This is a genomic window from Pseudarthrobacter cremeus (genome assembly GCF_051857465.1).
In the GTDB taxonomy this organism is placed as follows: domain Bacteria; phylum Actinomycetota; class Actinomycetes; order Actinomycetales; family Micrococcaceae; genus Arthrobacter.
Genome location: NZ_JBPZHC010000001.1, coordinates 705,084 through 729,660 on the forward strand (window position 1 = coordinate 705,084; position 24,577 = coordinate 729,660).

Below are 24,577 nucleotides of genomic sequence, written 5' to 3' on the forward strand. Positions count from 1 at the left end.
GGCCTCCTGCTATCCGCGTTCAAGGAACGCCTCCTTCTCGGGGTTGAGGTACTCGTCAATGGCCGCAGCGAGCAGCGGATGCTGCGCCAACGAAGGGTCCTTGCCGACGATTGCCTGCGCGTCCGCCCTGGCGCGGGCAATAATATCCTCGTGTTCAAGGACGCGCAGCAATTTCAGCGTGGAGCGGCCGCCTGACTGGGACGCCCCCAGGATGTCGCCCTCGCGCCTGAGCTTGAGGTCTTCCTGGGAGAGTTCGAAGCCGTCGGTGGTGGCTGCCACGGCGTCCAGCCTGCGCCGGCTGGGGTGCCCGGGTTCGAGGCTGGTTACCAGCAGGCACGTTCCGTTCAGCCCGCCGCGGCCTACCCGGCCACGCAGCTGGTGCAACTGGGAAATGCCGAAACGGTCGGCGTCGAGAATGACCATGAGGGTGGCGTTGGGGACGTCCACTCCCACTTCAATGACGGTGGTGGAGACCAGGAGCTTGATCCTGTTGGCCGTGAAGTCGGCCATCGCCGCCGATTTCACGGCCGTCTCCTGACGGCCGTGCAGCGGCGCCAGCGGGACGCCGGCCAGCGCCGGCTCCTGCTGGAGATGTTCGACGACGGCTGTTACCGATGCGAGTTCGCGCTCGTTGCCGCCGCTTTCCAGGTCAGCCGCGGACGGTTCCGCCTCACCGGGACTGAAGTCGCCGTCGTCGTCCGTTCCGATCCTGGGGCACACCACAAACACCTGGTGCCCGGAGTCGATCTCCTCCCGGGACCGCGACCAGATGCGGTCAGCCCAGCCCGGGTTCTCGGCCAGCCCCACCACGTGGGTGGAGATCGGCGCCCGGCCGGCAGGAAGCTCGTCCAGCACTGAGGTTTCCAGGTCCCCAAAGACGGTCATGGCCACAGTCCGGGGAATCGGGGTGGCCGTCATGACCAGCAGGTGCGGCGGTTTGCTGGCCTTGGATCTCAGGAGATCACGCTGTTCCACGCCGAAGCGGTGCTGCTCGTCCACCACGATCAGGCCGAGGTCGTAGAAGGAGACGTTGTCGCTGAGCAGCGCGTGCGTCCCGATCACGATCCCGGTCTCGCCGGAAGCGGCGTCCAGCAGGGCACGTTTGCGGGCCGCAGCGGGCATGGAGCCCGTGAGCAGGCTGACCTGGACGGCGTCCCCGGCCAGGCCGCCCAGCAAACCGTCCCGGGCCAGCATGGGGTCCCGCGACAAGACCCCCAGGGTCCGGCGGATGGAGTCGAAGTGCTGGGCCGCCAGAACTTCGGTGGGCGCCAGCAAAGCTGCTTGTCCGCCCGCATCCACCACCTGCAGCATGGCCCGCAGCGCGACGATCGTCTTGCCCGAGCCGACTTCTCCCTGCAGCAGCCGGTTCATGGGGCTGTCCTGCGCCAGTTCGGCGGCCAGGGTCTTTCCCACAGCTGACTGCCCGGCCGTGAGCGTAAAGGGAAGCTGCTGATCGAACGCTGCCAGCAGCCCGCCGGCGGATGGACGCCGGGCAGTGGCTTCCTCCGCGGCGAGCTGGGCGCGGCGCCGGGCCAGTGCCGCCTGCAGGACCAGGGCTTCCTGATAGCGGAGGCGGTCCTGGGCCCGCTGCCAGTCAGCCTGCGTCCCGGGCTTGTGGATGAGCCGGTACGCGTCGGCGACGGGCAGGAACTTCTCCCGGCGGACCACCGATTCCGGCAGCGGGTCCGCCAGGGACTCCAGGTCCACGGTTTCCAGGAGCGTGGCGATGACTTTTTGGATGGACCAGCTGCTGAGCTTGTTGGTTGCGGGATACACCGGAATGGGGATGGCCGCCAGCGTGGCTGGATCCATGTCCGGCATATCCGGGTCCTCATCCAGGAGGTCGAAATCCGGGTTGGTCAGGCCCAGTGAGGAGCCGTACCTGGTCACTTTTCCGGAGAACATCACCCGCCGGCCGGGCAGAAGCTGGGCCTTGGCCCGGTGGCTGCTGAAGAAGGTAATTTTCAGGGTCCCGTGCCCGGTGCCGGGCCCGACCGCCGACAGCCGCGGGCGCCCGTGCGATTCGGGATCGTCCGTGATAACGACGTCGGTAATGGAACCCCGGCGTGTGTGCATTGTGCGGGTGCTGTTGGAGAGGACCCGCGCGAAAAGCGTGACCTCCTCGTCCAGGGGCAATTCGCTGATGGGGGTCAGTTCCCCGCGGTTCAGGTAACGCCGGGGAAAGTAGTTCAGCAGCCCCCCGACTGTGGTCAGCCCAAGGTTCTTCTCTATGACTGCCGCGGAACGCTTTCCGATCCGGCGTTCAAGGGCAACGTCCAGGTCAGCGTTCATGCCCGCTGGAGTTCGCCGGAGCCGGTTCGGGGTCACGGGCCAGGGCGAGCTGGCTCACGGAAATGTCGCTGGGCTCGCCCAGGGAACGGATCAGCGCGACGGCGGGATCCGCATCGGGGACGTGGACGTGAACGCGCCAACGGTAGGCACCGTCGGTGCCGGCCGAGCTGTCCACCTGGCTCATGATGACCGAATCGCCGATCTCGTCCAGCCGCTGCCTGAGCGTGGCCGCGCTGAGCGGGGAAAGGCTGATGGTGCACATGACCTCAACACCGTCGTCGTCGGGCAGGTCAGTGTGGATGTGGGGATCCTGGACGTCGTAGCCGTGCAGACCGTCCAGGAGTTCGCCCTGGAGTTCGCCGCCCATCACGGCTGAACGGAGGCAATCCAGAATGAGGAGCATGCCGACGCCCCCGGCATCGACAACGTGGGCTGCCTCAAGGGCAGGCAATTGGCCTTCCGTGTTCACCACCGCTGCCAGGGCGCCGTTCACCGCGGCATCCAGGGCAAGGCCCAGGGCGTGGTTGCTGTGGTCGCCGTTATTTCCGCTGTCCACCTCGGCAGCGGCACGGGCGGCAGCTTCCATCACCGAGAGCATGGTGCCGGGTACCGGGTCGCTCAATGCAGACCAGGCGCGGATCTGGGCGCGGTTCAGGGCAGCGGCCAGGAGGGTAGAGGTCAGCCGCGGGTGACCTGCCAACGGCTCGGCCGCGGCGCAGAGAAAGACCGAGAAAAGCGTTCCGGAGTTACCCCGGGCCTGCTCCATGGCAGCCCGGCCGGCGCGGGCCAGGACCATCCCGACATCCCCTTGGCCGGCGTCGGGCTGGCCCGCCGCGTCGGTGTGCAGGGCACGGGCGGCTGCCCGGACCGTGAGGTAAAGGTTGGTTCCCGTGTCACCGTCGGCCACGGGAAAGATGTTGATGGCGTTAAGGCGGTCGCTATGGTTGCCAATGGCCGTTTCGGCTTTGTCCAACCATCGCTTCATCGCTTGCGCGTTGGCGGCAACCTTATTCTGCAAAGTGATCCCATCCCCGGGTACCAGCGGCGTGGCCCGCAATCGTAACGCCCGGGCCGGAGTTGATTCCCGGGGCTTGTACTGAGCCTATCGCAGTGAATCCGGGAGGCAGCTGAACGTCAGGGGGGAATGTGGCCAGCAGTCCGTGGTCTTCTCCCCCGCCCAGGACCCAGGCCATAGGGTCCACCAGCAAAAGGTCCGACGCCGGCCTGAGGCTTTCCGCCAGCCGGTCCAGGTCCGCCTGGTTCAGGTCAAGGACGGCATTGCTGGCCACGGCCAGCCGGGTTCCGTCCCGGACCAGTCCGTCAGAAATGTCCATCATGGCCGTAGCCCCGGTGGCCCTCGCCAGGGGACCGGCTGCCAGCGGTGGCCGCGGCCGGCACTGCACGTCCAGCAGTTCGCGCTGCTCCACGGCAAGTGCACCGGCGTCCCATTCCGATTCCAGGAGGGCAAGTCCGGCGGCGGCCCTGCCCACCGTCCCGGCCAGCGCCAGCACATCCCCCGCGCGGGCACCGGAGCGGAGCACGGCGTTTCCGCCTGCGAGGGTGCCGAGCACGGCCACCGTCACGGAGATCTCCCGGCCGCGGCCAAGGTCCCCACCTGCCACCGAACAGTTGATGGCCCCCAGGTCCCGGATCGCCGCGGCCAGGCCGCTGGCAAGGTCCTCCACCCAACTGACCGGCGTCTCCGGCGGCAGAGTGAGGCTCACCACCATGGAGGTGGCTGTGGCACCCATGGCGTTGATGTCACTGAGGTTTTGGGCGGCAGCCTTCCACCCGACGTCGAAGCCCGTTGTGCGGTACCCGTTGGTCCACCTGAGCCGGAAGTCCTGATCCTGCACCTGCGTATCGATGCTGATCAGCGTCCTGCCGTCCGGAGTGGAGACGATTGCGGCGTCGTCCCCCGGACCCAGCAGCGTTGAGGCACCGTGGTCCCCGCCCATTTCCAGCCTTGGAAAGATGCGGGTGAGCAACTCGGATTCGGAGAGCCCCGCAACGGTCAGGGGCTGTTCTGTCAAGGGATTTTCACGCACGCCCCTACGCTACAACGGCTGGCCGACATTGCTGTTCCGCGGCCCCGGCCCGGCGGCGGCCGGGTTCGGCGGCACACGGCAGCGGCACTAGGCTTGTTGGATGCACCGTCCCCGTTTGCCTTTGCCTGTCCGCGTGTCCGGGATCCTGCTGACCACCGCTCTGACCGGAGCCTGCCTGGCCGCCTGTTCCCCCGTGGTGGATGTGGCACCGGCGGCCGACGCAGCCAACCCTGCCTGCGCGCCCATGATGGTGGCCCTGCCTGATGCCATCGGCGACGCGGCGCTGCGCAAGACCAACAGCCAGGCGACCGCCGCGTGGGGCGATCCGTCCCGGGTGATCCTGCGCTGCGGCGTCAACGTTCCGGGCCCGACGACGGACCGCTGCGTCAGCGTGAACGGCGTGGACTGGGTCATCAAGGAAGGGGACGCAGCCTGGACCCTGACAACTTTTGGCCGCGAACCCGCCACCGAGATCCTCCTCACGAAGGACCAGGAGGCGATCAGTTCCGCTACGGTCCTGGCTGACCTCTCGGCCGCGGCCTCCAAGGTTCCGGCCACCCGCGACTGCGTGGGCCAGGAGGAACTGCAGAACCTGCCCACGAGCAAATAGGTCCCCTCAGGCAGGCCGGCGGTCCCCTGAAGTGCGTTAGCGCAGGCCCGTCTTCCGGTGCAGTGCGAGGTAGATCAGCTCATCGATAAGGTCCGCGTAGTCCAGCCCGGACGCTGCCCACATCTGCGGATACATGCTTTTGGGCGTAAACCCCGGCATGGTGTTGATCTCGTTGATGATCAGCTCGCCCTCAGCGGTATAGAAGAAGTCCACGCGGCTGAGGCCTTCGGCTCCGACAGCATCGAACGCCGCCGCAGCAAGCTCCCGCACACGGGCGATGGCTTCCTCCGGGAGATCGGCGGGGCAGCTCAGCGCGGCGGCGTCGTCTTCAACGTACTTCGCGTTGAAGTCGTAGAATTCATGGCTGCCGGCGGCAACGGAAATTTCGCCCGGCATCGACGTCCGGGGAGAATCGGTCCCGCGGCCCTCCAGAACGGCGCACTCAATTTCGCGTCCCACGATCCCTGCCTCGATGACCAGCTTGAGGTCGTGGCGGCGGGCTTCCCAGATGGCCGCATCCAGCTCTTCGAGCGAATCGACTTTGGAGATTCCCATTGAGGAGCCGGCCCGCGCCGGCTTGACGAATACCGGGAAGCCGAGTCGGTCCACCTGCTTGCGCACCGATTCCGCGTCCTTGACCCACTGGCGGTCCGTGACGGCGATGTAAGGCCCCACGTGCAGACCGGCTGCCTCAAAAACAACCTTCATATAGTGCTTGTCCATACCAACGGCAGATGCAAGGACTCCGGCGCCAACGTAGCGGGTGTCGGACAGTTCCAGGAGCCCCTGGATGGTGCCGTCTTCGCCAAATGGCCCGTGGAGCAGCGGGAACACCACGTCAACGGTGCCCAGTTCCTGCGGTACCGCGTTCGGGGAGGCAACAATGAGCTGGTGCTCTCCGCCGATCTCCGCCAGGGTGACCGTTTCGGACGACGGCTGGACCTCGGGCAGTGCGGAAGCGGACAAGGACCACTGGGCAGTGTCCCCCGCAGCCAGCACCCATTGCCCGGACTTGGCGATGCCGATGGGGATGACTTCGTACTTGTCTCTGTTGATCGCGCCCAGCACACCGGCGGCGGTCACGCAGCTCACAGAATGCTCGCTGGACCGTCCGCCGAAGAGCACGGCCACCCGGGGTTTGGCCCGGGGGGCAGAGTCCGTTGCAGTCAGGTTTTCATCGGACATCGTCAGTAATCGCCTTCGGGTTTCAGGTCCCGGGCCAGCAGCAGCGGCCCCAGTTGGTCTACGGAAAGTTTGCCGGCCAGTACGGCAACGACGGCAGCGGTGATGGGCATGTCGACGCCCAGCTTGCCGGCGAGTTCATGGACAGCCGGCCCGGATTTTATCCCTTCGGCCGTCTGGGTCATCTTCAGGGCCAGCTCATCGAGCGTGAGTCCCTCACCCAGCAGCCGTCCGGCCGTGTGGTTCCGGGACAGCGGTGAGGAACAGGTTGCCACGAGGTCCCCCAGACCGGCCAATCCGGCCATGGTCCGGGCGTCCCCGCCCAGGGCAAGAGCGAGCCTGGAGGTTTCAGCCAGCCCCCTGGTGATCACGGAGGCCTTGGTGTTGTCCCCCATCTGTTTCCCCTCACAGATGCCGACCGCCAGGGCAATGACGTTCTTGACGATGCCGCCGATCTCTACGCCCACGACGTCCGCCGTTGTGTACGGGCGGAAGTAAGGCGCCGTGCAGCTCCGGGCAATCCAGCCCGCGGCTGCGGCATCGGAACAGGCCACAACAGAAGCAGTGGGCTCTTCGCGGGCAATCTCCATGGCGAGGTTGGGACCGGACACCACCGCGATGCGGTCCGCCGGAATCCCCAGTTCCTCGCTGATGACTTCGCTCATCCGGGAGTCCGTGCCGAGCTCCAGTCCCTTCATCAGCGAAACAACCACGGCATGTGGGGAGATCAGCGGCTTCCATTCGCGCAGCTGCAGCCTGAGGGACTGGGCGGGCACGGCCAGGACCACCAGGTCCGCACCGGCGAGCACTTCAGCTACGTCGGTGGACGCGGTGATGCTGGACGGCAGCGGGATGTCTTTGAGGTACTGGACGTTCCGGTGGGAGGTGTTGATCTGCTCCACCACTTCGCTGCGCCGGCCCCACAGCCGGATGCTCCGTTGGTCCCCGGCGGCAGCGGCTGCATCGGCAAGGATCTTGGCGAACGTGGTTCCCCAGGAACCGGCTCCCAGGACAGCGACGGACCGGGCTGAACCCTGGCTGGCTCCGTCAGTGGTCATGTGGCATCAGCAGCGCCGTCAGGCTTCCCACGGCCCCGGATGCGGCCGCGTGCGTCCTGGTTTTGCTGCGAAGGGTCCCAGCGCTGTGCAGGCGGCTCCTCATTGCGCAGGCCGGCCAGCAACCCGGTTACGGCATCCATGATCGCATCGGTTGCCCCGGTCAGTGTGGCTTTGTCCAGGGGCCGCCCGGCAAACGCACTCAGGTCAACGGGCTTTCCCACCACTACCCGGGAGGTCTTGCGCGGGAACAGGTAGAACCGCTTCGCATAGCGCGGGAAGACCTCATGGGCACCCCAATGGGCGATCGGAACCACGGGGATCCCCCCTTCAAGGGCCAGCCGGGCTGCACCTGTATGGCCCTTCATCGGCCACATGTCGGGATCGCGGGTGAGGGTGCCCTCCGGATAGATGATGATGGCACCGCCGTCGGCCACAATCTCCTGGGCGAGCTGCAGCGAGCGGTTCGCCCCCGCCGTCGAACGTTCCACCGGGATCTGGCGGGTGGCCCTCAGGACCCAGCCCAGGACGGGAACCTTGAACAACCCGGACTTGGCCAGGAAGTGCGGCGGGCGCTGATTGTTATAGAGCACGTGACCCACGATCAGCGGATCGATCTCGGTGCAGTGGTTCGGTGCGGCGATGAAACCGCCAGCGGGCAGATTCTCCAGGCCCTCCCACTTCTTGTTCATCATGGCATTGAGCAGCGGGCGCACAATGGCAGCAACCATAAAGAGGGTGGCCTGGCTTTTGGCCGTTTCCTTCACGTGCCCACCGCTACTTTGTCGAGGTGATGTCGAAATCGGCGCCGAGGCCGGCCAGCTTTTCGGTGAACCGCTCATAGCCACGGTTGATGATGTCGATTCCCGTTACCCGGGAGACGCCGGTCGCCGCGAGGGCGGCGATCAGGTGGCTGAAACCGCCGCGCAGGTCAGGGACGTCGATGTCGGTTCCCCTGAGCGGAGTAGGCCCGGAGATGACGGCCGAGTGGAGGAAGTTACGCTGGCCGAACCGGCAGGGCACGCTGCCCAGGCACTCCCGGTGCACCTGGATGTTGGCGCCCATCCGGATCAGGGCGTCGGTGAAACCGAACCTGTTCTCGTAGACGGTCTCGTGGACAATCGACACACCCTCGGCCTGGGTCAGCGCCACCACGAGGGGCTGCTGCCAGTCGGTCATGAATCCGGGGTGGACGTCCGTTTCCAGGACCAGCGGGTTGAGCTTGCCGCCCTTGTGGTAGAAGCGGATTCCGTCCTCGCCGATGTCCATGCCGCCGCCCACCTTCCGGTAGGTGTTCAGGAATGTCATCATGTCCCGCTGTGAAGCACCCTCAACGAAGATGTCGCCGCGGGTCACGAGCGCAGCTGAGGCCCACGACGCCGATTCGTTGCGGTCCGAGAGGGCGCGGTGGTTGTAGCCGCCGAGGTCGCGGACCCCTTCGATGCGGATGGTGCGGTCAGTCTGGACGCTGATGATGGCGCCCATTTTCTGCAGCACGGCGATGAGGTCGATGATCTCCGGCTCAGTCGCAGCGCCGGACAGCTCTGTGATGCCCTCGGCACGGGTGGCGCTCAGCAGTACCTGTTCGGTTGCGCCGACGGAAGGATACGGCAGGGAGATTTTGGCGCCCTGCAGCCCTTTGGGGGCGGAGATGTGGATGCCGCCGGGGCGCTTCTCCACAACCGCACCGAACTGGCGAAGCACGTTCAGGTGGTAGTCGATGGGCCGGTCGCCGATCTTGCAGCCGCCGAGGTCCGGGATGAAGGCTTCGCCGATGGCGTGGATCAGTGGTCCGCACAGCAGGATGGGGATCCGGGAATCTCCGGCGTGCGCGTCGATCGCCGTGCTCGGGGCGGTCTTGGCCCCCTTCGGATCCAGGGTCAGGTCACCGCTGACGGCATCCTTGACCACCGTCACTCCGTGGAGCTGCAGGAGCGAGGTAACAACCTCTACGTCCTTGATCTCCGGGACGTTCCGCAACACCGACGGTTCATTGCCCAGCAGTGCCGCCACCATCGCCTTCGGGACAAGGTTCTTGGCCCCCCGGACGGTGACGCGGCCTGTCAGCGGGACTCCGCCACGGATTGTCAGAACACTACTCATATACCGGTTTCCTTACGATTACTCGCCCCAAAATCCTTGCAAAGGCTCCAGCTAAGCATAGGAGGTCGTGTTACCGAACCGAAATACGGCGTGCCCGGCGCGGTCGTTTCTCCTCCGGCGTACCGGACGGTAACAGAAGCAACGCGGGGTCACTCCAGGCCCGATAAGTCGACTTCATTGGGTGAGGAGTGACCCCGCGTTGGTTGGTTCTGCTCAGGAAAGGCGGGCGGGGAGCGTGGCGGGCATGAAGGACGGGCGGGTGGCCTCGTAGGCGGTGATGTCCTCTTCGTGCTGCAGTGTGAGGCCGATGTCGTCCAGGCCTTCGAGCAGGCGCCAGCGGGTGTAATCGTCGATCTCGAAGGGCGCCACAATGTTCCCGCAGATCACGGTCTTGGACACCAGATCAACGGTGACTTCTGTGCCGGGCGCGTTCTCGAGTTCCTTCCAGATCAGCTCGATGTCGTCCTGGGCGAGTTCAGCGGCCAACAGACCCTGCTTGCCGGAGTTGCCGCGGAAAATATCCGCGAAACGGGATGACAGGACGGTCTTGAAGCCGTAGTCCTTCAGCGCCCAGACGGCATGCTCACGGGAAGACCCGGTGCCGAAATCCGGTCCGGCCACCAAAACGGAGCCGGCGTTGAACGGCGCCTGGTTCAGGATGAAGGCGGGATCCTTGCGCCAGGCGGAGAACAGCGCATCCTCGAAGCCGGTGCGGGTGATCCGCTTGAGGTAGACGGCCGGGATGATCTGGTCCGTATCGACGTTGCTCTGGCGCAGCGGAACGCCGATACCGGTGTGGGTGGTGAACTTTTCCATGGCGGTCTCCTAGGCTGCGTCGGTGCGGATGGCGGCGGATTCGGGCGCCGGATCAAGGTCCGACGGCGAGCTAAGCGTTCCGCGGATGGCGGTGGCAGCTGCCACCACCGGCGAGACGAGGTGGGTGCGCCCGCCCTTGCCCTGCCGGCCTTCGAAGTTGCGGTTGGAGGTTGACGCGCAGCGCTCCCCTACCTCCAGCTGGTCCGGGTTCATGCCCAGGCACATGGAGCAGCCGGCGAAGCGCCACTCTGCGCCGAAGTCCTTGAAGACCTTGTCCAGGCCTTCAGCCTCGGCCTCCAGCCGGACGCGGGCCGACCCAGGGACCACCAGCATCCGGATGTTGGGGTCCTTCTGCCGGCCGCGGATGATGTCGGCGGCGGCGCGGAGGTCCTCCATCCGCGAATTGGTGCACGAGCCCAGGAAAACGGTGTCGACCCGGATGTCCTTCATGGGCGTGCCCGCCTCGAGCCCCATGTATGTCAGGGCGCGTTCAGCGGCGGCCTTGGCGTTTTCGTCGCCGAAGTCGTCCGGGGACGGGACCGAGGAAGAAAGCGAAACGCCTTGGCCGGGGTTCGTGCCCCAGGTGACAAACGGCTCCAGCGTGTCGGCATCCAGGTCCACTTCGACGTCGAAGGTGGCGTCGTCGTCGGTCCTCAGGGTGTTCCAGTACTCGACGGCGGCGTCCCAGTCCGCTCCCTGGGGAGCGTGCGGGCGGCCGGACATGTAGTCGTAGGTGGTCTGGTCCGGGGCCACCAGGCCGGCACGGGCGCCGGCCTCGATGGACATGTTGCAGATGGTCATCCGGGCTTCCATGGACAGCGCGCGAATCGCAGAGCCACGGTACTCCAGGACGTAGCCCTGGCCACCGCCGGTGCCGATCTTGGCGATCACGGCGAGGATGATGTCCTTGGCGGTGACGCCGGGCCGGAGAGTGCCTTCGACGTTGATGGCCATGGTCTTGAACGGCTTCAATGACAGCGTCTGGGTGGCCATGACGTGTTCCACCTCGGAGGTCCCGATGCCCATGGCCAGCGCACCGAACGCGCCGTGCGTGGACGTGTGGGAGTCACCGCAAACCACTGTCATGCCGGGCTGGGTCAGGCCAAGCTGGGGGCCCACAACGTGCACGATCCCCTGCTCGGCATCGCCGAGTGAATGCAGGCGGACGCCGAACTCCGCGCAGTTGTTTCGAAGCGTCTGGATCTGGGTCCGGCTGGTGAGGTCGGCAATGGGTTTGTCGATGTCCAGCGTGGGAGTGTTGTGGTCCTCCGTGGCGATGGTGAGGTCCGGCCGGCGCAGCGGGCGGCCGGCAAGCCGCAGTCCCTCGAACGCCTGGGGGGAGGTCACCTCGTGGACCAGGTGGAGGTCGATGAAGAGGAGGTCGGGCTGGGCATTGGCTCCTTCGCCGTCGCCTTTGCGCACCACATGTGCGTCCCAGACCTTCTCGGCCAGTGTCTTTGCCACGGCCATCTCCCTTCACTGCTGTTTGGCTGTTGAGGTCCACTGAATCAGCCCGGCACTGCAATCCGCCAGCCGAAACATTTGCATCTCAGATAATGAGACGGCAATATCATTACATGGACAATTCTAGTGGAGTCGGTGTCATTGATAAAGCAGCCCATGTGCTTGACGCATTGGAGGCCGGGCCCACCACACTCGCACAGCTTGTGGCAGCAACCGGCCTCGCCCGGCCCACCGTCCACCGGCTTGCCCTGGCACTGGTCCACCACCGCCTGGTAAGCCGGGATATCCAGGGCCGGTTCGTCCTCGGCAGCCGGCTCGTGGAGCTTGCCTCTGCAGCGGGCGAGGACCGGCTGATCGCCTCCGCCGGACCTGTCCTGATGCAGTTGCGCGACGCCACCGGCGAAAGCGCGCAGATCTTCCGGCGGCAGGGAGAATGGCGTGTCTGCGTTGCTTCCGCTGAACGCCCCATCGGCCTGCGCGACACCATCCCCGTGGGCACCCAGCTTTCGATGAAGGCCGGCTCCGCCGCCCAGGTGCTGCTTGCCTGGGAGGACCACGACCGGCTCCTGGAGGGGCTGCAGTCGGCCCGCTTCACCCCTACGGTTTTGGCAGGCGTACGACGGCGGGGCTGGGGCCAGAGCCTCGGCGAACGCGAGCCGGGGGTCGCCTCAGTCTCGGCGCCGGTCCGTGGACCGTCCGGACGCGTCATCGCCGCCGTCTCGATCTCAGGCCCCATTGAGCGGCTCACCCGCCAGCCGGGCCGCCTCCACGCCGAAGTGGTGTGTAATGCCGGCCGGATCCTGACGGACGCCCTGCGTAAGAACAACGACTGAGCTGCGTCCCTCCCCCGGCGTCGGCCCTGCCACCATTAGGCTGTCGGCATGACCAGCTACGCAGTCTTCCTCCGCGGCATCAACGTCGGCGGGATCAACATCAAGATGGCTGACCTCAAAGTTGCTTTGGAGGCCGCGGGCTTCGCCGGGGTGAAGACCCTGCTGGCCAGTGGCAATGTGGTGCTGGCCAGCGACCTGGATGTGGCCGGGGTCAAGGCGAAATGTGAGAAGTGCCTGCGTGACTCATTCGGCTACGACGCCTGGGTGGTTGTCCTGACGGCAGCGCGGGTTGCCGATCTGGTGGCCGCCTGCCCGTACCCGGAAGACGACAAAAGCACGCATACCTACATCACGCTGGGTTCGGACAAGGCCGTGCTGGATGAGCTGGATGCCGCCGGCGCAGCCCTCGAAAATTCAGAACAGCAGCGCCTCGGCCCGGAAGCATTGGCGTGGCTGGCTCCCGTCGGCGGGACCCTGGACAGTCCCTTCAGCAAGATCTCCGCCAAGCCCAGGTACAAGGCATCCACCACCACCCGGAACCTCCGGACCATGATCAAGGTCCGGGATGCTGCGGCAGCCCTGTAAACAGCAGAGGCTCCTAACTTGCCGCTGCAGACTTCAGGGCGGAATTGAATGATCTGAGCCGGGTCACTTCCACCTCAACAGGTTCCACCACCCTCCCCTGGGCAACTTCGGCCACGGCAACCCGTAGCCGTTTCCTTGCCCGGGCCGCACGCGCATTGGCCACCCCCGCGCCGATGAACTTCCCGGTTAAGGCAAGGAAGATCCCCAAAACCACGCCGCCGGCGATCATCAGCGTCGGTACCGGCCACCCCTCCACCCGGGGGACCTCAGGGACCGGCATCTGGAAGTAGGCAAGTCCGGCCAAGACGCCGAGCCAGCCCAGCCCACCGAGGGCTGTCAGCAGGGCGAGCCACTGAATCACGTTGAAAACGCCCCACCACCAAGACTTCCGGGAAGCCATCAGGTCGGTCCCGGCGATGGCCTGGTCCAGTGCGTCCGGCAGGGCCTCACGCCCTTCGCGGGCGGCCCCGCGGATCGCCGCGCGCCACGGCCCGGGGGCGCCCTCGCTGGCGGCATCGGCAAATTCGCGGACGGCGGCATCGGTCCGGGCCCGCTCCGGAGCACCCGCGGGCGGCAGCGATGTCCGGTTGAGTCGGGACGGGGATGAACTGCGCAGGTTAAGGCGCCGGAGCGGATCCATCCTGAACCGCACCAGCCACCGTGTTGCCGGCCATCCTGTGCGGCGCGTCGATTCGAGCCGGTAGGACCGGGCAACAGCACTCACCACCACCGGTACGTTCGCGGCTACGGCCAACTCGTCCGTAAGCCGTGCTTTCGAGGAAGAAGTGACGCCGGCGGCCTCCCCCTCGCCTGAGACCTGCCTCAGCTGCATCGAGGCTCGCGAAACGTCGGCGGCCAGCCGCTGGGAGAGCGCCTGGCGCTGCACAACGACACTTCGGATGGCGCTTCTGACGCGGTCGACGCCGGTGCCTCGTAGGGCGGACGCGCCAAGGACCTGCACCTTGCCGAGTCCGTCGCGGGCCAGGATCCCCTTAAGGGACTCCAGTACGGGCTCCACGTCGCGTTCCGGGAGCCTGTCCACCTGGTTGAGTACCACCAGGGTCACGGCGCCGTGAGCGGCCAGGGGTTTGAGGAAGTCATTGTGTACTGCGGCGTCCGCATACTTCTGCGGATCAAGCACCCAGACGAGCACATCCACCAGGCCCACCATGCGTTCGACGATTTCGCGGTTCGCGGCCCTGGTGGAGTCGAAGTCCGGGAGGTCCAGCAGGATCAGCCCGGTGCCCTCATCCGCGAACCCGTCCACCGGTACGGCATGGTGCCGGTTGCGGACGTCGAGCCAGTCCAGCAACGGTTCGCTGCCCTCTGCTCCCCAGATACCTGCCAACGGTTCGGAGGTTGTGGGCCGGCGAGCGGCCGCCGTCGCGATTTCAGCGCCGCTGACAGCGTTGAACAGTGAGGATTTGCCGCTTCCGGTGGCCCCGAAGAAGCCCACCACCGTATGGTCGGCGGACAGTGACCGGCGGGAGCTGGCGCGTTCGAGGAGCCGGAACACGTCCTCCAAGGCGGTCTCGGGCAAAACCCCTTCCGCGAGTTCGCGGGCTTCGTTCAGCGCCTCCAGCCTGCGGTCCAGCCGTGATGCCTCGCGGGCTACACTGTGGCGGCTCATGCCTGGTCTGCCAGGCGGGTGAGGGCCGCCGCGTGGCCTGCCAGGACCTGTGCGGTATCGGGAGCGCCGTCGGGGAAGCGGTCGAGGAACTTCTGTTGCTCCGCCTGAAGCAGGCGCTGACAGCGGGCATGGAGGTCTTCGCGCGCTGTCTGTGCCAGCCGGCGGACGGCGTCCTCACCGAACACGGCCTCCAGGAGTCTCTGCCCTACGACGGCGGTGCCTCCTGCCACGCCGATCTCCAGCCCGGTCAGTCCCGCAGTCATGGAGAACACGACGATCATGAGCGCTGCGCCGAGGCCGTTGATGCCGAACGAGAGCCATCTGGCCTGGGTGCGTTTGCCCTGGCCCTCCGTGCGGATGAGTTCCATCAGGGCCGCCTGCCAGGCCCGTATTTCCGCTGCCGCCTTGTCTGCAAAGCCCTGACTGGTGCCGGAGAGGTCCTCGGTGCCCAGCAACTGGCGCCCGGCGGGGTCAGAACGCCACCGCTGGTCGGTCTCTTCGGCGGCGTTGGCGGCCTCGTCGAGGATGACCGCCTGCAACCCTGTCTCGATGGCCACTTCGACCCGCACGGCCGGCATGGGTTCGCCCCGGAAAAAGGCTCCCATGCGGTCACGCAGCCGGCCGACGTTCTGCTCAAGGGTCCGGAAGAACTCCCCGGTTCCCACGAAATCCTGCCACCGCGCGAGCACCTCACCGCGGAGCAGGGCGCCGTCTTTGGTGGCGTCCAGAATCCTGGTGACGGCATCGCGGTAGGAGTCCCTGGCGTCGGAGCGAAGCGTCGCAGCGGCCCGCTCCTGCTCCTGGACGGCCTGCGCCACAGCGCCTACCCGCCCGGCGAGTGCCCTGACTGTCCCGTTCAGCGTGCGCCGGGCAATCTCGGACCGCCCTGCCGAATCGGCCGCCAGTTCCCGGAGCCAGCTGCGCAGCGGCTCTACGGACTCCGGCGGCAGCATGCCCAGGTCATCGAGGTATGTCTCCCGCACGATGAAGAGGCCGGCACCTCCGAGGCCTTCCTGCTTCAGCAGCGCGCGCAGGTCGGCGCTCACTTCAGCTTCTGCCTCCTGCGGCACGCGGTCCAGCACCACGGCCACCATGATGTCCCGGGACGCAGCGTTCAGGAGCAGCTTCCACGGGACGGCGTCTGCGTAGCGGTTTGCCGTCGTGACGAAGACCCAGAGGTCTGCGGCAGCGAGCAGCTGCCCCGCCAGACGCCGGTTGTCATCGGAAATGGAGTCGACGTCCGGAGCGTCCAGCAGTGCGATCCCTTGCGGAACCGCGGCATCCGCAACCAGCACGAGCGAGGAGATGGCTTCCGCGTCGGGAGTTGCTCCCGCCCGGCTGGCAGGGAGAGGTTCCGTTGAAATGGTTCCCCGGATCCGGCTGAGGGTCGGCAGGACCCTGTGGCCCTCGAACCAGCCAGCGTCGTCGGGATGATGGAGCAGGATTGGCTGCCTCGTGGTGGGTCTGATAGCCCCCGACCGGGTGACCGGGTGGCCCACGAGGGCGTTGACCAGGGTTGATTTTCCGGCACCGGTGGAACCGCCGACGACGGCAAGCAGGGGTGCGTCCAGGCTGCGGTAGCGGGGCAGGATGTAATCGTCCAGCTGGGCGACGGCGTTACGGGCGTCCTGGCGTGCTTTGTCGACCCCGGGCAGGGCCAAAGGCAGCGAAACAGCGGAGAGATCCTCCCGCACCGATTCCAGCAAGCCCACAGCAGCTTCGGCTGCCTGGCTTGGCGGGCGGGCCGGGAAGGCCTTGGGTGCGCGGCCCGGCGGCGGAGGAAGATGCGGGCCGGGCTCATCGGTGGAGGTCACAGCAACATCATGCCAGTTGGTGTGACATTCCCAACGGGCCACGGCGGTTCGTTCCACAACTAAAAAACGGCCCCGGGCTGATGCCCGGGACCGTTTTCCAATGGTGACCCCAGCGGGATTCGAACCCGCGTTACCGCCGTGAGAGGGCAGCGTACTAGGCCGCTATACGATGGGGCCGCGTACTTCCAACCGGCTCTTAGCCGGTTTGCTAAGCGAGTATTTCACACACTCAGCAGGTGTTTCAAATCAGCAAGCCGATTCAAAACCCCTGATCCGCTGCGCAATTCATGCGACCGAACCAGAGCTGGGATACCAGGACTCGAACCTAGAATGACGGTACCAGAAACCGTAGTGTTGCCAATTACACCATATCCCAATGATACTTTCGCCCCGGTTTTGCAGGTCCAAACCCGCGCTCCCGGCGCCTCAGCACGAGTAATTACTCTACCCGACACCTTTGTTGGGCACAAATCGAACCGCCGCCTCTCCCCTGGGAGCACTCCCCGGCTCCGCGCCTCGGCGGACTGTCGCCAAAACCCTTGCAATTCCGGTGCTGACAAGTTTAGGCTCGGTAAGTTACCAGCGAGTAACAACTCCTCCCCCAACCCACATGAGGGCAGAGCAACGGCCATTTTCAAGTGTTAGCTGCATCACAATGGCCGGGTCGGCAGCAGAGCCGCTGCCGGTGAGATCGTCGAGAGGAACACCCTGTGCCGCATAGCCGTGTCGCCACCACCCCGCCCCGAACCAGGGCCCAAAAGATTGCCATCGCCGTCCTGGCGTTGCTGCTGATTTCGCTGCTGGCCTTCTACACCCTGGTCACAGGACGGATCACTGACGGATCCGCCAAGCTCAATGTCGGAGCCGGGCAGGCTGCGGCCGGCGCCCAGCAGCTCAAGGATGGCGCAGGCAAGCTCGCCGCGGGTGCCGGCCTGGCCGACACCGGCGCCGGCAAACTCTCCGAGGGGGCGGAAAAAATCCACGCCGGAATCGCCGGCAAGCTCGCCCCCGGCGCGGGCCGGCTGCAGGAAGGCGCCAGCCACCTAGCCGAGGGCGCTGTCAAGATCGAGACCGACGTCAACAACAAGCTCGCCCCCGGCGTCTACCAGGTTGACGATGGTGCCCGGAAGCTCGCCGCCGGCGCCATCCAGCTCTCCGCCGCTTTGACGCCTACTGCCGCCGGCAACACCGAAAACAACCTTGCCGACGGCGCCACCCAGCTTGATGCCGGAACCGCCCAACTGGCGGACGGAACAGGCCGGCTCTTGGCGGGCACCGACCAACTCGCCGCCGGCACCGGCCAGCTGGAAGCCGGCACCAACCAGCTCAAGGGCTACCGCGGCGCTAACAACAGCCCGGAGGCCGGGACCGGAACGGCCGCGCTAGCCCAGGCGCTCGAACTGCTGAACGCAGCTGCCAACGATCCAGCCCAGGGGCTGGTCCCCCTCGCCCTGGTCAAGGACAAGATCGCCAAAATCCTCGCCGGCGCCCAGAAGCTGGACGCCGGTGCCTCACAGCTTCAGACCGGCGCTGCAAAGTTACAAACCGGCGCCGCCCAGCTGCAGACCGGAGCCGCCCAGCTCAACGCCGGAGCAGGCCAGCTGCATGCCGGTACCGGCAAGCTCACCGCGGGGTTTGCCACCCTGGCGGGCAAACTGAACAGCCGCGATCCCAACAGCCCCGGCGTCGTGATGGGCACCCAGCTCCTTGCCGACGGCACCGGGAAGATCCGCGTCGGCATGGACGGCGTTCCCGGGGACCCGGAGCATCCGGGCTTGCTCATGGCAACGGCCAGGATGACCGATGGCAGCTCGCGGCTGGCCGACGGTACGGTGGCCCTGAACACCGGCATCAAGGGCGATCCCGCAGACCCGGCCAACCCCGGCCTGCTCCAAGGTTCGACGGCCTTGGCATCCGGGGCTTCCCAGCTCTCCGACGGCAACACCCAGCTCGCAGCCGGCTCCAGCCAACTGTCAACCGGTGCCGACAAACTGGCCGACGGCAACGCCCAGATCTCGGCCGGGACCGGCACGCTGTACTCCAGTGCCGCCGCCGTTTCGCCGTCGCAGATGATGAAGAACGACATCACCGTGGCCCTTGCGCTCGTGACGTTCCTGGTACTGGGTGCCATGATGGCCTACCTTGGGCTCCGGAGGCGGAGGCAGGTGCGGGAAGCCGACTGATCCCTCCACACAAACGGCCCGGCCGGAGGATTGATTCCTCCGGCCGGGCCGTTTGTCATCTCCGGCCGGGATGACAGGTCAGGCCAGCAGAGCCAGCAGCGATGTGACTTCGTTCCCGGCAAAGCCGGGCGCATGTTCTCCTCCGCGGTTCAGCCATACGCCCTGCAAGCCAGCCGCCGTCGAACCTTCCGCATCGAGGAGCCGGTTGTCACCGACGTACAGCGTCTCCCCGGCACCGGTTCCGAGCCGGCGCACTCCTTCAAGGTAGATCGCGGGATCCGGCTTGGGCACCCCTACGGTGTCGGTGCCGACCAGAATCCCGATGCGCTCCAGTCCGGCCGCGTCCAACTTAACCCTCTGGTAGTCGTGGACGTTGTTGCTGACCGCGCCATAGGGAACCCCGGCCGCGTCCAGCGCGTCCAGCAACGGCACCACGTCGTCGAAGGCGCGGATGTAACTGTGCTGGAGGCTGGCGTAGGAGCTAACCCAGTGATGCGCCGCATCGCCGTCGTCGAGCTCGACGCCAAAGTGTCCCAGTGCAGCCCGTCCCCGCAGCAGCCGCTGCTCGTTGAAGCTCAGTTCACCGGCAAGATAGCGGTCGTAGTAGTGCGTGGTTTCGCGGGTAAATATCCGGCCGAACTTCTCCCAATCGTCCTCGGCGAGGTTCGGCAGCAGGTGTTGGCTCACGTCACGCAGCGCCGTCGTCATCGCAAACTCGAGATCCACCAGGGTGTCGTCGATATCAAAGAGAACCCCCCGGATGGTCCCAAAGCGCGTCGCCAGGACTCCTTCAGCGGCGGTACCGGTCATGCTCATCAGCCGCGGAAGGTGCGGAGTCGGCCCAAGGATGAGTCTTTGCCCAGGATCACCATGGATTCGAACAGCGGCGGGGAGATGCGGCGGCCGGAAATGGCAGTGCGTACCGGTCCGAAGGCCAGCCGTGGCTTCAGGCCAAGGTCCTCCACCAGCGCCTGCTTCAGGGCGGTCTGGATGTTTTCCGTATTCCAGTTCTGAAGAGGCTCCAGTGCTGCCAAAGCGGCATCCAGGACTTCGGTGAGGTTTGCCGGCAGCCCCTTGCGTGCGTCATCGGCCACGTCAATGGCGTCATCGGCCTTGAAGAGGAACGCCAGCATCTCGGGAGCTTCACCCAGCAGGGCGATGCGCTCCTGCACCAGAGGGGCAGCCTCGGTCAGGATCTCCTCCTGGCGCTCCGTGAGCGTCTCCCCTACATAACCGGCGGCGCGCAGGTACGGGACCAGGCGGGCGCGGAAATCCTCGGGATCGAGCATGCGGATGTGAGTGCCGTTGATGGCTTCTGCCTTCTTGATGTCGAACCGAGCGGGGTTGGCCAGCACATCGTGAACGTCGAAATTCTCAATCAGCTGGTCCACTGTAAAGATGTCTTCGTCCGCGGAGAGGCTCCAACCCAGCAGCGAGAGGTAGTTCAGCAGACCCTCCGGAATGAAGCCGCGGTCCCGGAGCAGGAAGAGGTTGGACTGCGGGTCACGCTTGGAGAGCTTCTTGTTGCCTTCCCCCATCACGTACGGGAGGTGGCCGAAGACCGGCATGTACGTGGCGACGCCGATTTCGATGAGCGCGCGGATCAGCACCACCTGCCGCGGCGTGGAGGAGAGCAGGTCCTCGCCGCGGAGGACGTGCGTGATGCCCATCAGCGCGTCGTCCACCGGGTTGACCAGGGTATAGAGCGGCGAGCCGTCGGCGCGGACAATGACGTAGTCCGGGATGCTTCCTGCCTTGAACGTGATCTCTCCGCGGACCACGTCGGTGAAGGTGACATCCTCGTCCGGCATCCGGACCCGCAGGACGGGCTTGCGGCCATCGGCCTTGAAAGCGGCAACCTGTTCGTCACTGAGCTCGCGGTCGAAGTTGTCGTACCCGAGTTTGGGGTCGCGGCCGGCAGCGCGGTGGCGTGCTTCCACTTCCTCCGGTGAGGAGTAGCACTCGTAGGCGTACCCGGCCTCAAGGAGCTTCGCCACAACGTCCTTGTAGAGGTCCAGGCGCTGTGACTGCCGGTAAGGTTCGTGCGGGCCGCCGACCTCCACGCCCTCTTCCCAGGTGATGCCGAGCCACTTCAGCGCTTCGAGCAGCTGCTGGTAGCTTTCCTCCGAGTCACGGGCCGCGTCAGTGTCTTCAATCCGGAAAACGAACGTGCCCTTGGTGTGCTTGGCGTGGGCCCAGTTGAACAGGGCGGTACGGATCAGCCCGACGTGGGGGGTGCCGGTTGGTGACGGGCAGAACCGGACACGGACAGGCGTTTCAGCAGTGACGGAGGGGAAGGAGGTATTGGACGCGGAGGCAGTAGTCATAGTGGGTCCAACTTTACCGCGTGGCGCCTTCCCGGAAGTCAGGTGGCGTCAGCGGCGGACCACGGGGTTGGACAGCCGTCCGATGCCCTCGATTTCCACCTCGTACCGGTCACCGGCAGTGACAAGGCCGACGCCGGCCGGGGTGCCGGTCATGATGACATCGCCGGGGAGAAGCGTGAAGGCATGCGAGACGATGGAGACGAGTTCACGGACGCCGCGGATCATCTGGCTGGTGCTGCCATCCTGCCGGAGCTCGCCGTTCAGCCGGCCCTGGATCCGGAGGTCTTCAGTATCGAGTTCGGTTTCGATCCACGGGCCAAGAGGTGCCGACGTGTCGAAGCCCTTCGCGCGGGCCCACTGCAGGTCTGTTTTCTGGACGTCGCGGGCTGTGAGGTCATTGCCGCAGGTGTAGCCGAAAATGACGTCGTCCACCCGGTCCTCGGGGACGTCCTTGCAGATCCTGCCGATAATCACGCACAGCTCGGCCTCGAAAGATACCTCGTCCGAGAATTCCGGGAGCACGATCGGATCGTTGGGGCCGATCACGGAGGTGTTGGGTTTCAGGAACAGCAGCGGGTGCTGCGGGACTTCATTACCCAGTTCAGCGGCGTGTTCGGCGAAGTTACGGCCGACGCCGATCACCTTGCTGCGCGGAATGATCGGGGCAAGGAGCCGGACGTCTTCAAGCTTGTGCCTGACGTGGGTACGCTCCACGCCGTTGAAGAACGGGTCACCGTTGATGACAGTGACTTCCTCACTGCCGGACTCGCCTTCAACAACGCCGTACAGGGGATCAGAATCGACTACAAACCGGGCAATACGCATGGTTCTTACCCTACAGTCTTGGGCCGCGCAGGTAGTGGAGCTGTGCCGCAACCGACATTTCCACGGCCCGCCTGAGGTGGGGCTCGACGTCGGCATACACGGCATCCGCGACGGCGGTCACCTCTGCATCCAGGCCAAGGCGGTCAAGGGCAGCGCGGATCTGCTCCAGCCGTTCCAGGCGGTGCTCACGGTAGGCGCGCGAGACGGCCGCCAATGAGGGAAGCATGGGCCCGTGGGCCGGCAGGACGGTTGCAGCGCCAAGCGCTTCGAGCCGGTCCAATGACTGGAGGTAGTCCCCCAGTGTGCCGTCGGGGTAGTCCAGCACCGTGGTGCCCCGGCCCAGGATCGTGTCGCCGGTCAGCACAGAGCCGTCGGGGCCGTCCTCTGCAAGGTGGAAACACACCGAATCGGACGTATGTCCGGGCGTGGCCACCACCCCGATCACCACCCCGGCGGCCAGGATAGTTTCGCCGGCCTGCAGTGGCTGCCCGCCGTGGCAATGCCGGGGATCCGCCGCCCGGACGGGAGCGCCGGTCAGCTCCTGGAGCCGCAGCGAGCCGGCCGTATGGTCAGCATGCCGGTGCGTCACCAGAATCAGCTCAACCGGACCGCGGCCGGCCAGAGCCTGGAGGTGACGTTCGTCTGCGGGGCCGGGGTCCACCACTACGACGGATCCGGACCCGGACCCGGTTGCGGTTATCAGATAGGAATTGGTGCCCTCCAGGCTCATGGGCCCGGGATTAGGAGCCAGGAGGGACGTTGCCAGGGTGCTGCCGGGCTGTGGACCGCTGCTCGAGGTGGAGTTCACCGCACCATCTTCGCACCGGGAGAGGAATAACCGGGACACCAATGCGGGTTATGGCTCCTGAACCCCACCGTCTACAGAGAGCGTCCAGACACCCATGAGCACCACACCCAAGATTTCCCTGGCCGAACTCCTGGCAGGCGCCGACGCCGCCGGCCATGACCATGCTGCAACGGAGAAGAACACTGGGCTCCAGCACATTCACAACCATGCCACCGGAAGCATCGTATGGTTCCCCACGTGGAAGAAATTCCGCGAGACCACTGACTGGAGCGAGGCGGTGGAGGGTGTCGCCGAGGATTTCCGTTCCGGTTCGGCTCCTGCGGAAGAATCGGCCAGGGCTTTCCTGGCAGAGGACCTGCTCATACTCCTGAACCGGGCAGCTGCCTCCAGCGACGCAAACATCTTCGTCCAGGAGAACCTCACGCACCACCTGACCCGGACCTGGGCAGCGGGCGACGCCGTCGCGACTGCGATGGGGACCGATCTGCCCAGCGGGTCCACCACGCCTGCTATCTTTGTCGGCTACCCCTACGACGTCTACGCGCAGGACGGCGGCGCATTCGCGACGGCACTCTGGAACGACGTCATCGATGCCCGCCGCAACCGTGCACTTGCGGAAGAAGCGGACCGCAAGGCCCTGAAACCGGTCTCCCGCAAGGCACTCAAGAACGCTGCCCGGAAGGCAGCCCGCCGCTAGGCCGCGCCGCGGCCCGTGCTCAGCCCCACACCCTGAAAACAGCAACGCGGGGTCACTAGATGCCCAATCCGACGGCGGGAAGGCGCATCAAGTGACCCCGCGTTGCTTGGGATCAGGGGTTGTGGGATCAGGGGTGGTGGGGATCAGGCCAGGCGGGTCAGCCAGCCGTGCCTGTCCGGCACGGTACCGGTCTGGATGCCGAGCAACTGCCCGCGGATGGCCATGGTGGTCTCTCCGGCCATCGCGTCCTCGCTGCCGATGAATTCGGTGTTGTCCTTCAGCACGCCAATGGGCGTGATGACAGCGGCAGTACCGCACGCAAACACCTCGGCGATCTCGCCTGAGGCAACGCCTTCACGCCACTCATCGAGGGTGATCTTGCGTTCTGTGACCGTGCGGCCCATGTCCTTGGCCACCTGCATCACGGAGGAGCGGGTGACGCCCTCCAGGATGGTGCCGGTGAGCGCCGGAGTCACAAGAGAGCCGTCCTTCATCACGAAGAACACGTTCATGCCGCCGAGTTCTTCGACAGCATTGTCATTGAACTGGTCAAGGAACAGCACTTGCTTGCAGCCATGCGCCTCCGCCTCCTGCTGGGCGATCAGTGAGGCCGCGTAGTTGCCGCCGCACTTGGCAGCCCCGGTGCCCCCGCGGCCTGCGCGGGCGTATTCGCGGGAGATCCAGATGGACACCGGCTTCAGTTCCCCGCCGAAGTAGTTGCCGGCCGGGGAGGCGATCACGCGGAACGACACTTCCCGCGCGGCGCGGACACCGAGGAACGCTTCCGTGGCAATCATGAACGGGCGCAGATACAGGGCCTCTCCGTCACCGGAAGGCACCCATTCCCTGTCCACCGAAACGAGTTCGCGGATGGCGCTGAGGAAGTATTCAACCGGAAGCTCCGGCAGGGCGAGCCTGCGCGCGGACTTGTTGAGCCGTGCGGCGTTGGCCTCAGGGCGGAACGTCCAAATGGATCCGTCAGCGTGGCGGTAGGCCTTGAGCCCTTCGAAAATCTCCTGGCCGTAGTGCAGCACCGCTGCCGACGGGTCCAGGGAGATGGGTCCGTATGCTTCAATGCGCGGGTTGTGCCAGCCGCCCTCGCCATGTTCATCGACGCTGTAGTCCACCACCGCGGTGTGATCGGTGAAGTAGTTGCCGAACCCCGGGTTGGCCAGGATTGCTGCGCGCTCTTCAACTGACTTCGGGGTTGCCGAGAGCTGCTGGTTGAATTCGACGCCATGGGCAGTCTGAGTCATGGTTCCTCCACGATCGGCTGCCCTGGGAGCCCGTTCAGCGTTGAACAGC

The 24,577-nt window shown here is 65.9% G+C and carries 21 protein-coding genes and 2 tRNA genes; 5 read left to right on the forward strand and 18 right to left on the reverse strand.

The features are described from left to right. Positions 1–9 precede the first annotated feature (9 nt). The 3 genes from ACS5PJ_RS03160 to thiL are packed head-to-tail and all read right to left on the reverse strand — an operon-like array spanning position 10 to position 4,250. Positions 10–2,292, reverse strand: coding sequence for an ATP-dependent DNA helicase RecG (locus ACS5PJ_RS03160; protein WP_439433445.1), 2,283 nt, complete (start codon positions 2,290–2,292; stop codon positions 10–12). Beyond that, positions 2,282–3,277, reverse strand: a complete 996-nt coding sequence (locus tag ACS5PJ_RS03165) for a DAK2 domain-containing protein (RefSeq protein ID WP_439433446.1) — start codon at positions 3,275–3,277, stop codon at positions 2,282–2,284. The genes ACS5PJ_RS03160 and ACS5PJ_RS03165 overlap by 11 nt, the downstream gene beginning before the upstream one ends. A 22-nt stretch (positions 3,278–3,299) precedes the next feature. Beyond that, the gene (gene thiL, locus ACS5PJ_RS03170) at positions 3,300–4,250 is read right to left on the reverse strand and encodes a thiamine-phosphate kinase (protein ID WP_439433567.1); all 951 of its coding nucleotides are present in this window, start codon (positions 4,248–4,250) and stop codon (positions 3,300–3,302) included. Between the two features lie 190 nt (positions 4,251–4,440). Between thiL and ACS5PJ_RS03175 the strand changes: the two genes are divergently transcribed. Further along, positions 4,441–4,950: a DUF3515 family protein gene (locus ACS5PJ_RS03175; RefSeq protein WP_439433447.1), complete on the forward strand. Its 510-nt coding sequence runs from the start codon at positions 4,441–4,443 to the stop codon at positions 4,948–4,950. 36 nt (positions 4,951–4,986) lie between these two features. Here ACS5PJ_RS03175 and ACS5PJ_RS03180 read toward each other — a convergent pair whose 3' ends face one another. The 6 genes from ACS5PJ_RS03180 to leuC form a co-directional block, all read right to left on the reverse strand. After that, positions 4,987–6,135 (reverse strand): D-alanine--D-alanine ligase family protein, encoded by a 1,149-nt coding sequence (locus ACS5PJ_RS03180; protein WP_439433448.1) that lies wholly within the window; start codon positions 6,133–6,135, stop codon positions 4,987–4,989. A 2-nt stretch (positions 6,136–6,137) separates the two neighbouring features. Beyond that, positions 6,138–7,190, reverse strand: coding sequence for an NAD(P)H-dependent glycerol-3-phosphate dehydrogenase (locus ACS5PJ_RS03185; RefSeq protein ID WP_439433449.1), 1,053 nt, complete (start codon positions 7,188–7,190; stop codon positions 6,138–6,140). Then, positions 7,187–7,954 (reverse strand): lysophospholipid acyltransferase family protein, encoded by a 768-nt coding sequence (locus tag ACS5PJ_RS03190; protein ID WP_439433450.1) that lies wholly within the window; start codon positions 7,952–7,954, stop codon positions 7,187–7,189. Before ACS5PJ_RS03190 ends, ACS5PJ_RS03185 begins: the two co-directional genes overlap by 4 nt. A 10-nt stretch (positions 7,955–7,964) precedes the next feature. Beyond that, the gene (gene murA / locus ACS5PJ_RS03195) at positions 7,965–9,290 is read right to left on the reverse strand and encodes a UDP-N-acetylglucosamine 1-carboxyvinyltransferase (RefSeq protein WP_439433451.1); all 1,326 of its coding nucleotides are present in this window, start codon (positions 9,288–9,290) and stop codon (positions 7,965–7,967) included. A gap of 213 nt (positions 9,291–9,503) precedes the next feature. Beyond that, complete coding sequence (leuD, locus tag ACS5PJ_RS03200) at positions 9,504–10,106, reverse strand: 3-isopropylmalate dehydratase small subunit (protein WP_439433452.1); 603 nt, start codon at positions 10,104–10,106, stop codon at positions 9,504–9,506. Positions 10,107–10,115: 9 nt separating this feature from the next. Continuing rightward, positions 10,116–11,570, reverse strand: a complete 1,455-nt coding sequence (gene leuC / locus ACS5PJ_RS03205) for a 3-isopropylmalate dehydratase large subunit (RefSeq protein ID WP_439433453.1) — start codon at positions 11,568–11,570, stop codon at positions 10,116–10,118. 113 nt (positions 11,571–11,683) lie between these two features. Here leuC and ACS5PJ_RS03210 point away from each other — a divergent pair, with 113 nt between their 5' ends. Beyond that, positions 11,684–12,403, forward strand: coding sequence for an IclR family transcriptional regulator (locus ACS5PJ_RS03210; RefSeq protein ID WP_108600545.1), 720 nt, complete (start codon positions 11,684–11,686; stop codon positions 12,401–12,403). Positions 12,404–12,451: 48 nt separating this feature from the next. Further along, positions 12,452–12,988, forward strand: a complete 537-nt coding sequence (locus tag ACS5PJ_RS03215) for a DUF1697 domain-containing protein (RefSeq protein ID WP_439433454.1) — start codon at positions 12,452–12,454, stop codon at positions 12,986–12,988. A 13-nt stretch (positions 12,989–13,001) separates the two neighbouring features. Here the strand turns inward: ACS5PJ_RS03215 and ACS5PJ_RS03220 are convergent, their stop codons facing one another. The 4 genes from ACS5PJ_RS03220 to ACS5PJ_RS03235 form a co-directional block, all read right to left on the reverse strand. Next, positions 13,002–14,618 (reverse strand): GTPase, encoded by a 1,617-nt coding sequence (locus tag ACS5PJ_RS03220; protein ID WP_439433455.1) that lies wholly within the window; start codon positions 14,616–14,618, stop codon positions 13,002–13,004. After that, positions 14,615–16,432 (reverse strand): dynamin family protein, encoded by a 1,818-nt coding sequence (locus tag ACS5PJ_RS03225; RefSeq protein ID WP_439433456.1) that lies wholly within the window; start codon positions 16,430–16,432, stop codon positions 14,615–14,617. Before ACS5PJ_RS03225 ends, ACS5PJ_RS03220 begins: the two co-directional genes overlap by 4 nt. Positions 16,433–16,533: 101 nt before the next feature. Beyond that, positions 16,534–16,609 (reverse strand) — tRNA-Glu (locus tag ACS5PJ_RS03230). 127 nt (positions 16,610–16,736) lie between these two features. Next, positions 16,737–16,808: transfer RNA gene (locus ACS5PJ_RS03235), tRNA-Gln, on the reverse strand. A 334-nt stretch (positions 16,809–17,142) separates the two neighbouring features. On the opposite strand from ACS5PJ_RS03235, the gene ACS5PJ_RS03240 reads away from it, so the two are divergent. Continuing rightward, complete coding sequence (locus ACS5PJ_RS03240) at positions 17,143–18,615, forward strand: hypothetical protein (RefSeq protein ID WP_439433457.1); 1,473 nt, start codon at positions 17,143–17,145, stop codon at positions 18,613–18,615. Between the two features lie 78 nt (positions 18,616–18,693). On the opposite strand, the gene ACS5PJ_RS03245 is transcribed toward ACS5PJ_RS03240, so the two are convergent. From ACS5PJ_RS03245 to ACS5PJ_RS03260, 4 genes are read right to left on the reverse strand one after another with little or no spacing between them, the layout of a single operon-like run. Then, entirely contained in the window at positions 18,694–19,431 is a 738-nt protein-coding gene (locus ACS5PJ_RS03245; RefSeq protein WP_439433458.1) for an HAD family hydrolase, read from the reverse strand. Continuing rightward, the gene (gltX, locus tag ACS5PJ_RS03250; protein WP_439433459.1) at positions 19,431–20,942 is read right to left on the reverse strand and encodes a glutamate--tRNA ligase; all 1,512 of its coding nucleotides are present in this window, start codon (positions 20,940–20,942) and stop codon (positions 19,431–19,433) included. The genes ACS5PJ_RS03245 and gltX overlap by 1 nt, the downstream gene beginning before the upstream one ends. 48 nt (positions 20,943–20,990) lie before the next feature. Further along, positions 20,991–21,767: a fumarylacetoacetate hydrolase family protein gene (locus ACS5PJ_RS03255; protein WP_439433460.1), complete on the reverse strand. Its 777-nt coding sequence runs from the start codon at positions 21,765–21,767 to the stop codon at positions 20,991–20,993. 10 nt (positions 21,768–21,777) lie between these two features. Beyond that, on the reverse strand, positions 21,778–22,575 hold the full coding sequence (locus tag ACS5PJ_RS03260) for an MBL fold metallo-hydrolase (RefSeq protein WP_439433461.1): 798 nt from the start codon (positions 22,573–22,575) through the stop codon (positions 21,778–21,780). Positions 22,576–22,669: 94 nt separating this feature from the next. Here ACS5PJ_RS03260 and ACS5PJ_RS03265 point away from each other — a divergent pair, with 94 nt between their 5' ends. After that, the gene (locus tag ACS5PJ_RS03265) at positions 22,670–23,272 is read left to right on the forward strand and encodes a hypothetical protein (RefSeq protein WP_439433462.1); all 603 of its coding nucleotides are present in this window, start codon (positions 22,670–22,672) and stop codon (positions 23,270–23,272) included. Between the two features lie 143 nt (positions 23,273–23,415). Here ACS5PJ_RS03265 and ACS5PJ_RS03270 read toward each other — a convergent pair whose 3' ends face one another. Continuing rightward, positions 23,416–24,528, reverse strand: a complete 1,113-nt coding sequence (locus tag ACS5PJ_RS03270) for a branched-chain amino acid aminotransferase (protein WP_439433463.1) — start codon at positions 24,526–24,528, stop codon at positions 23,416–23,418. Between the last annotated feature and the right edge of the window lie 49 nt (positions 24,529–24,577).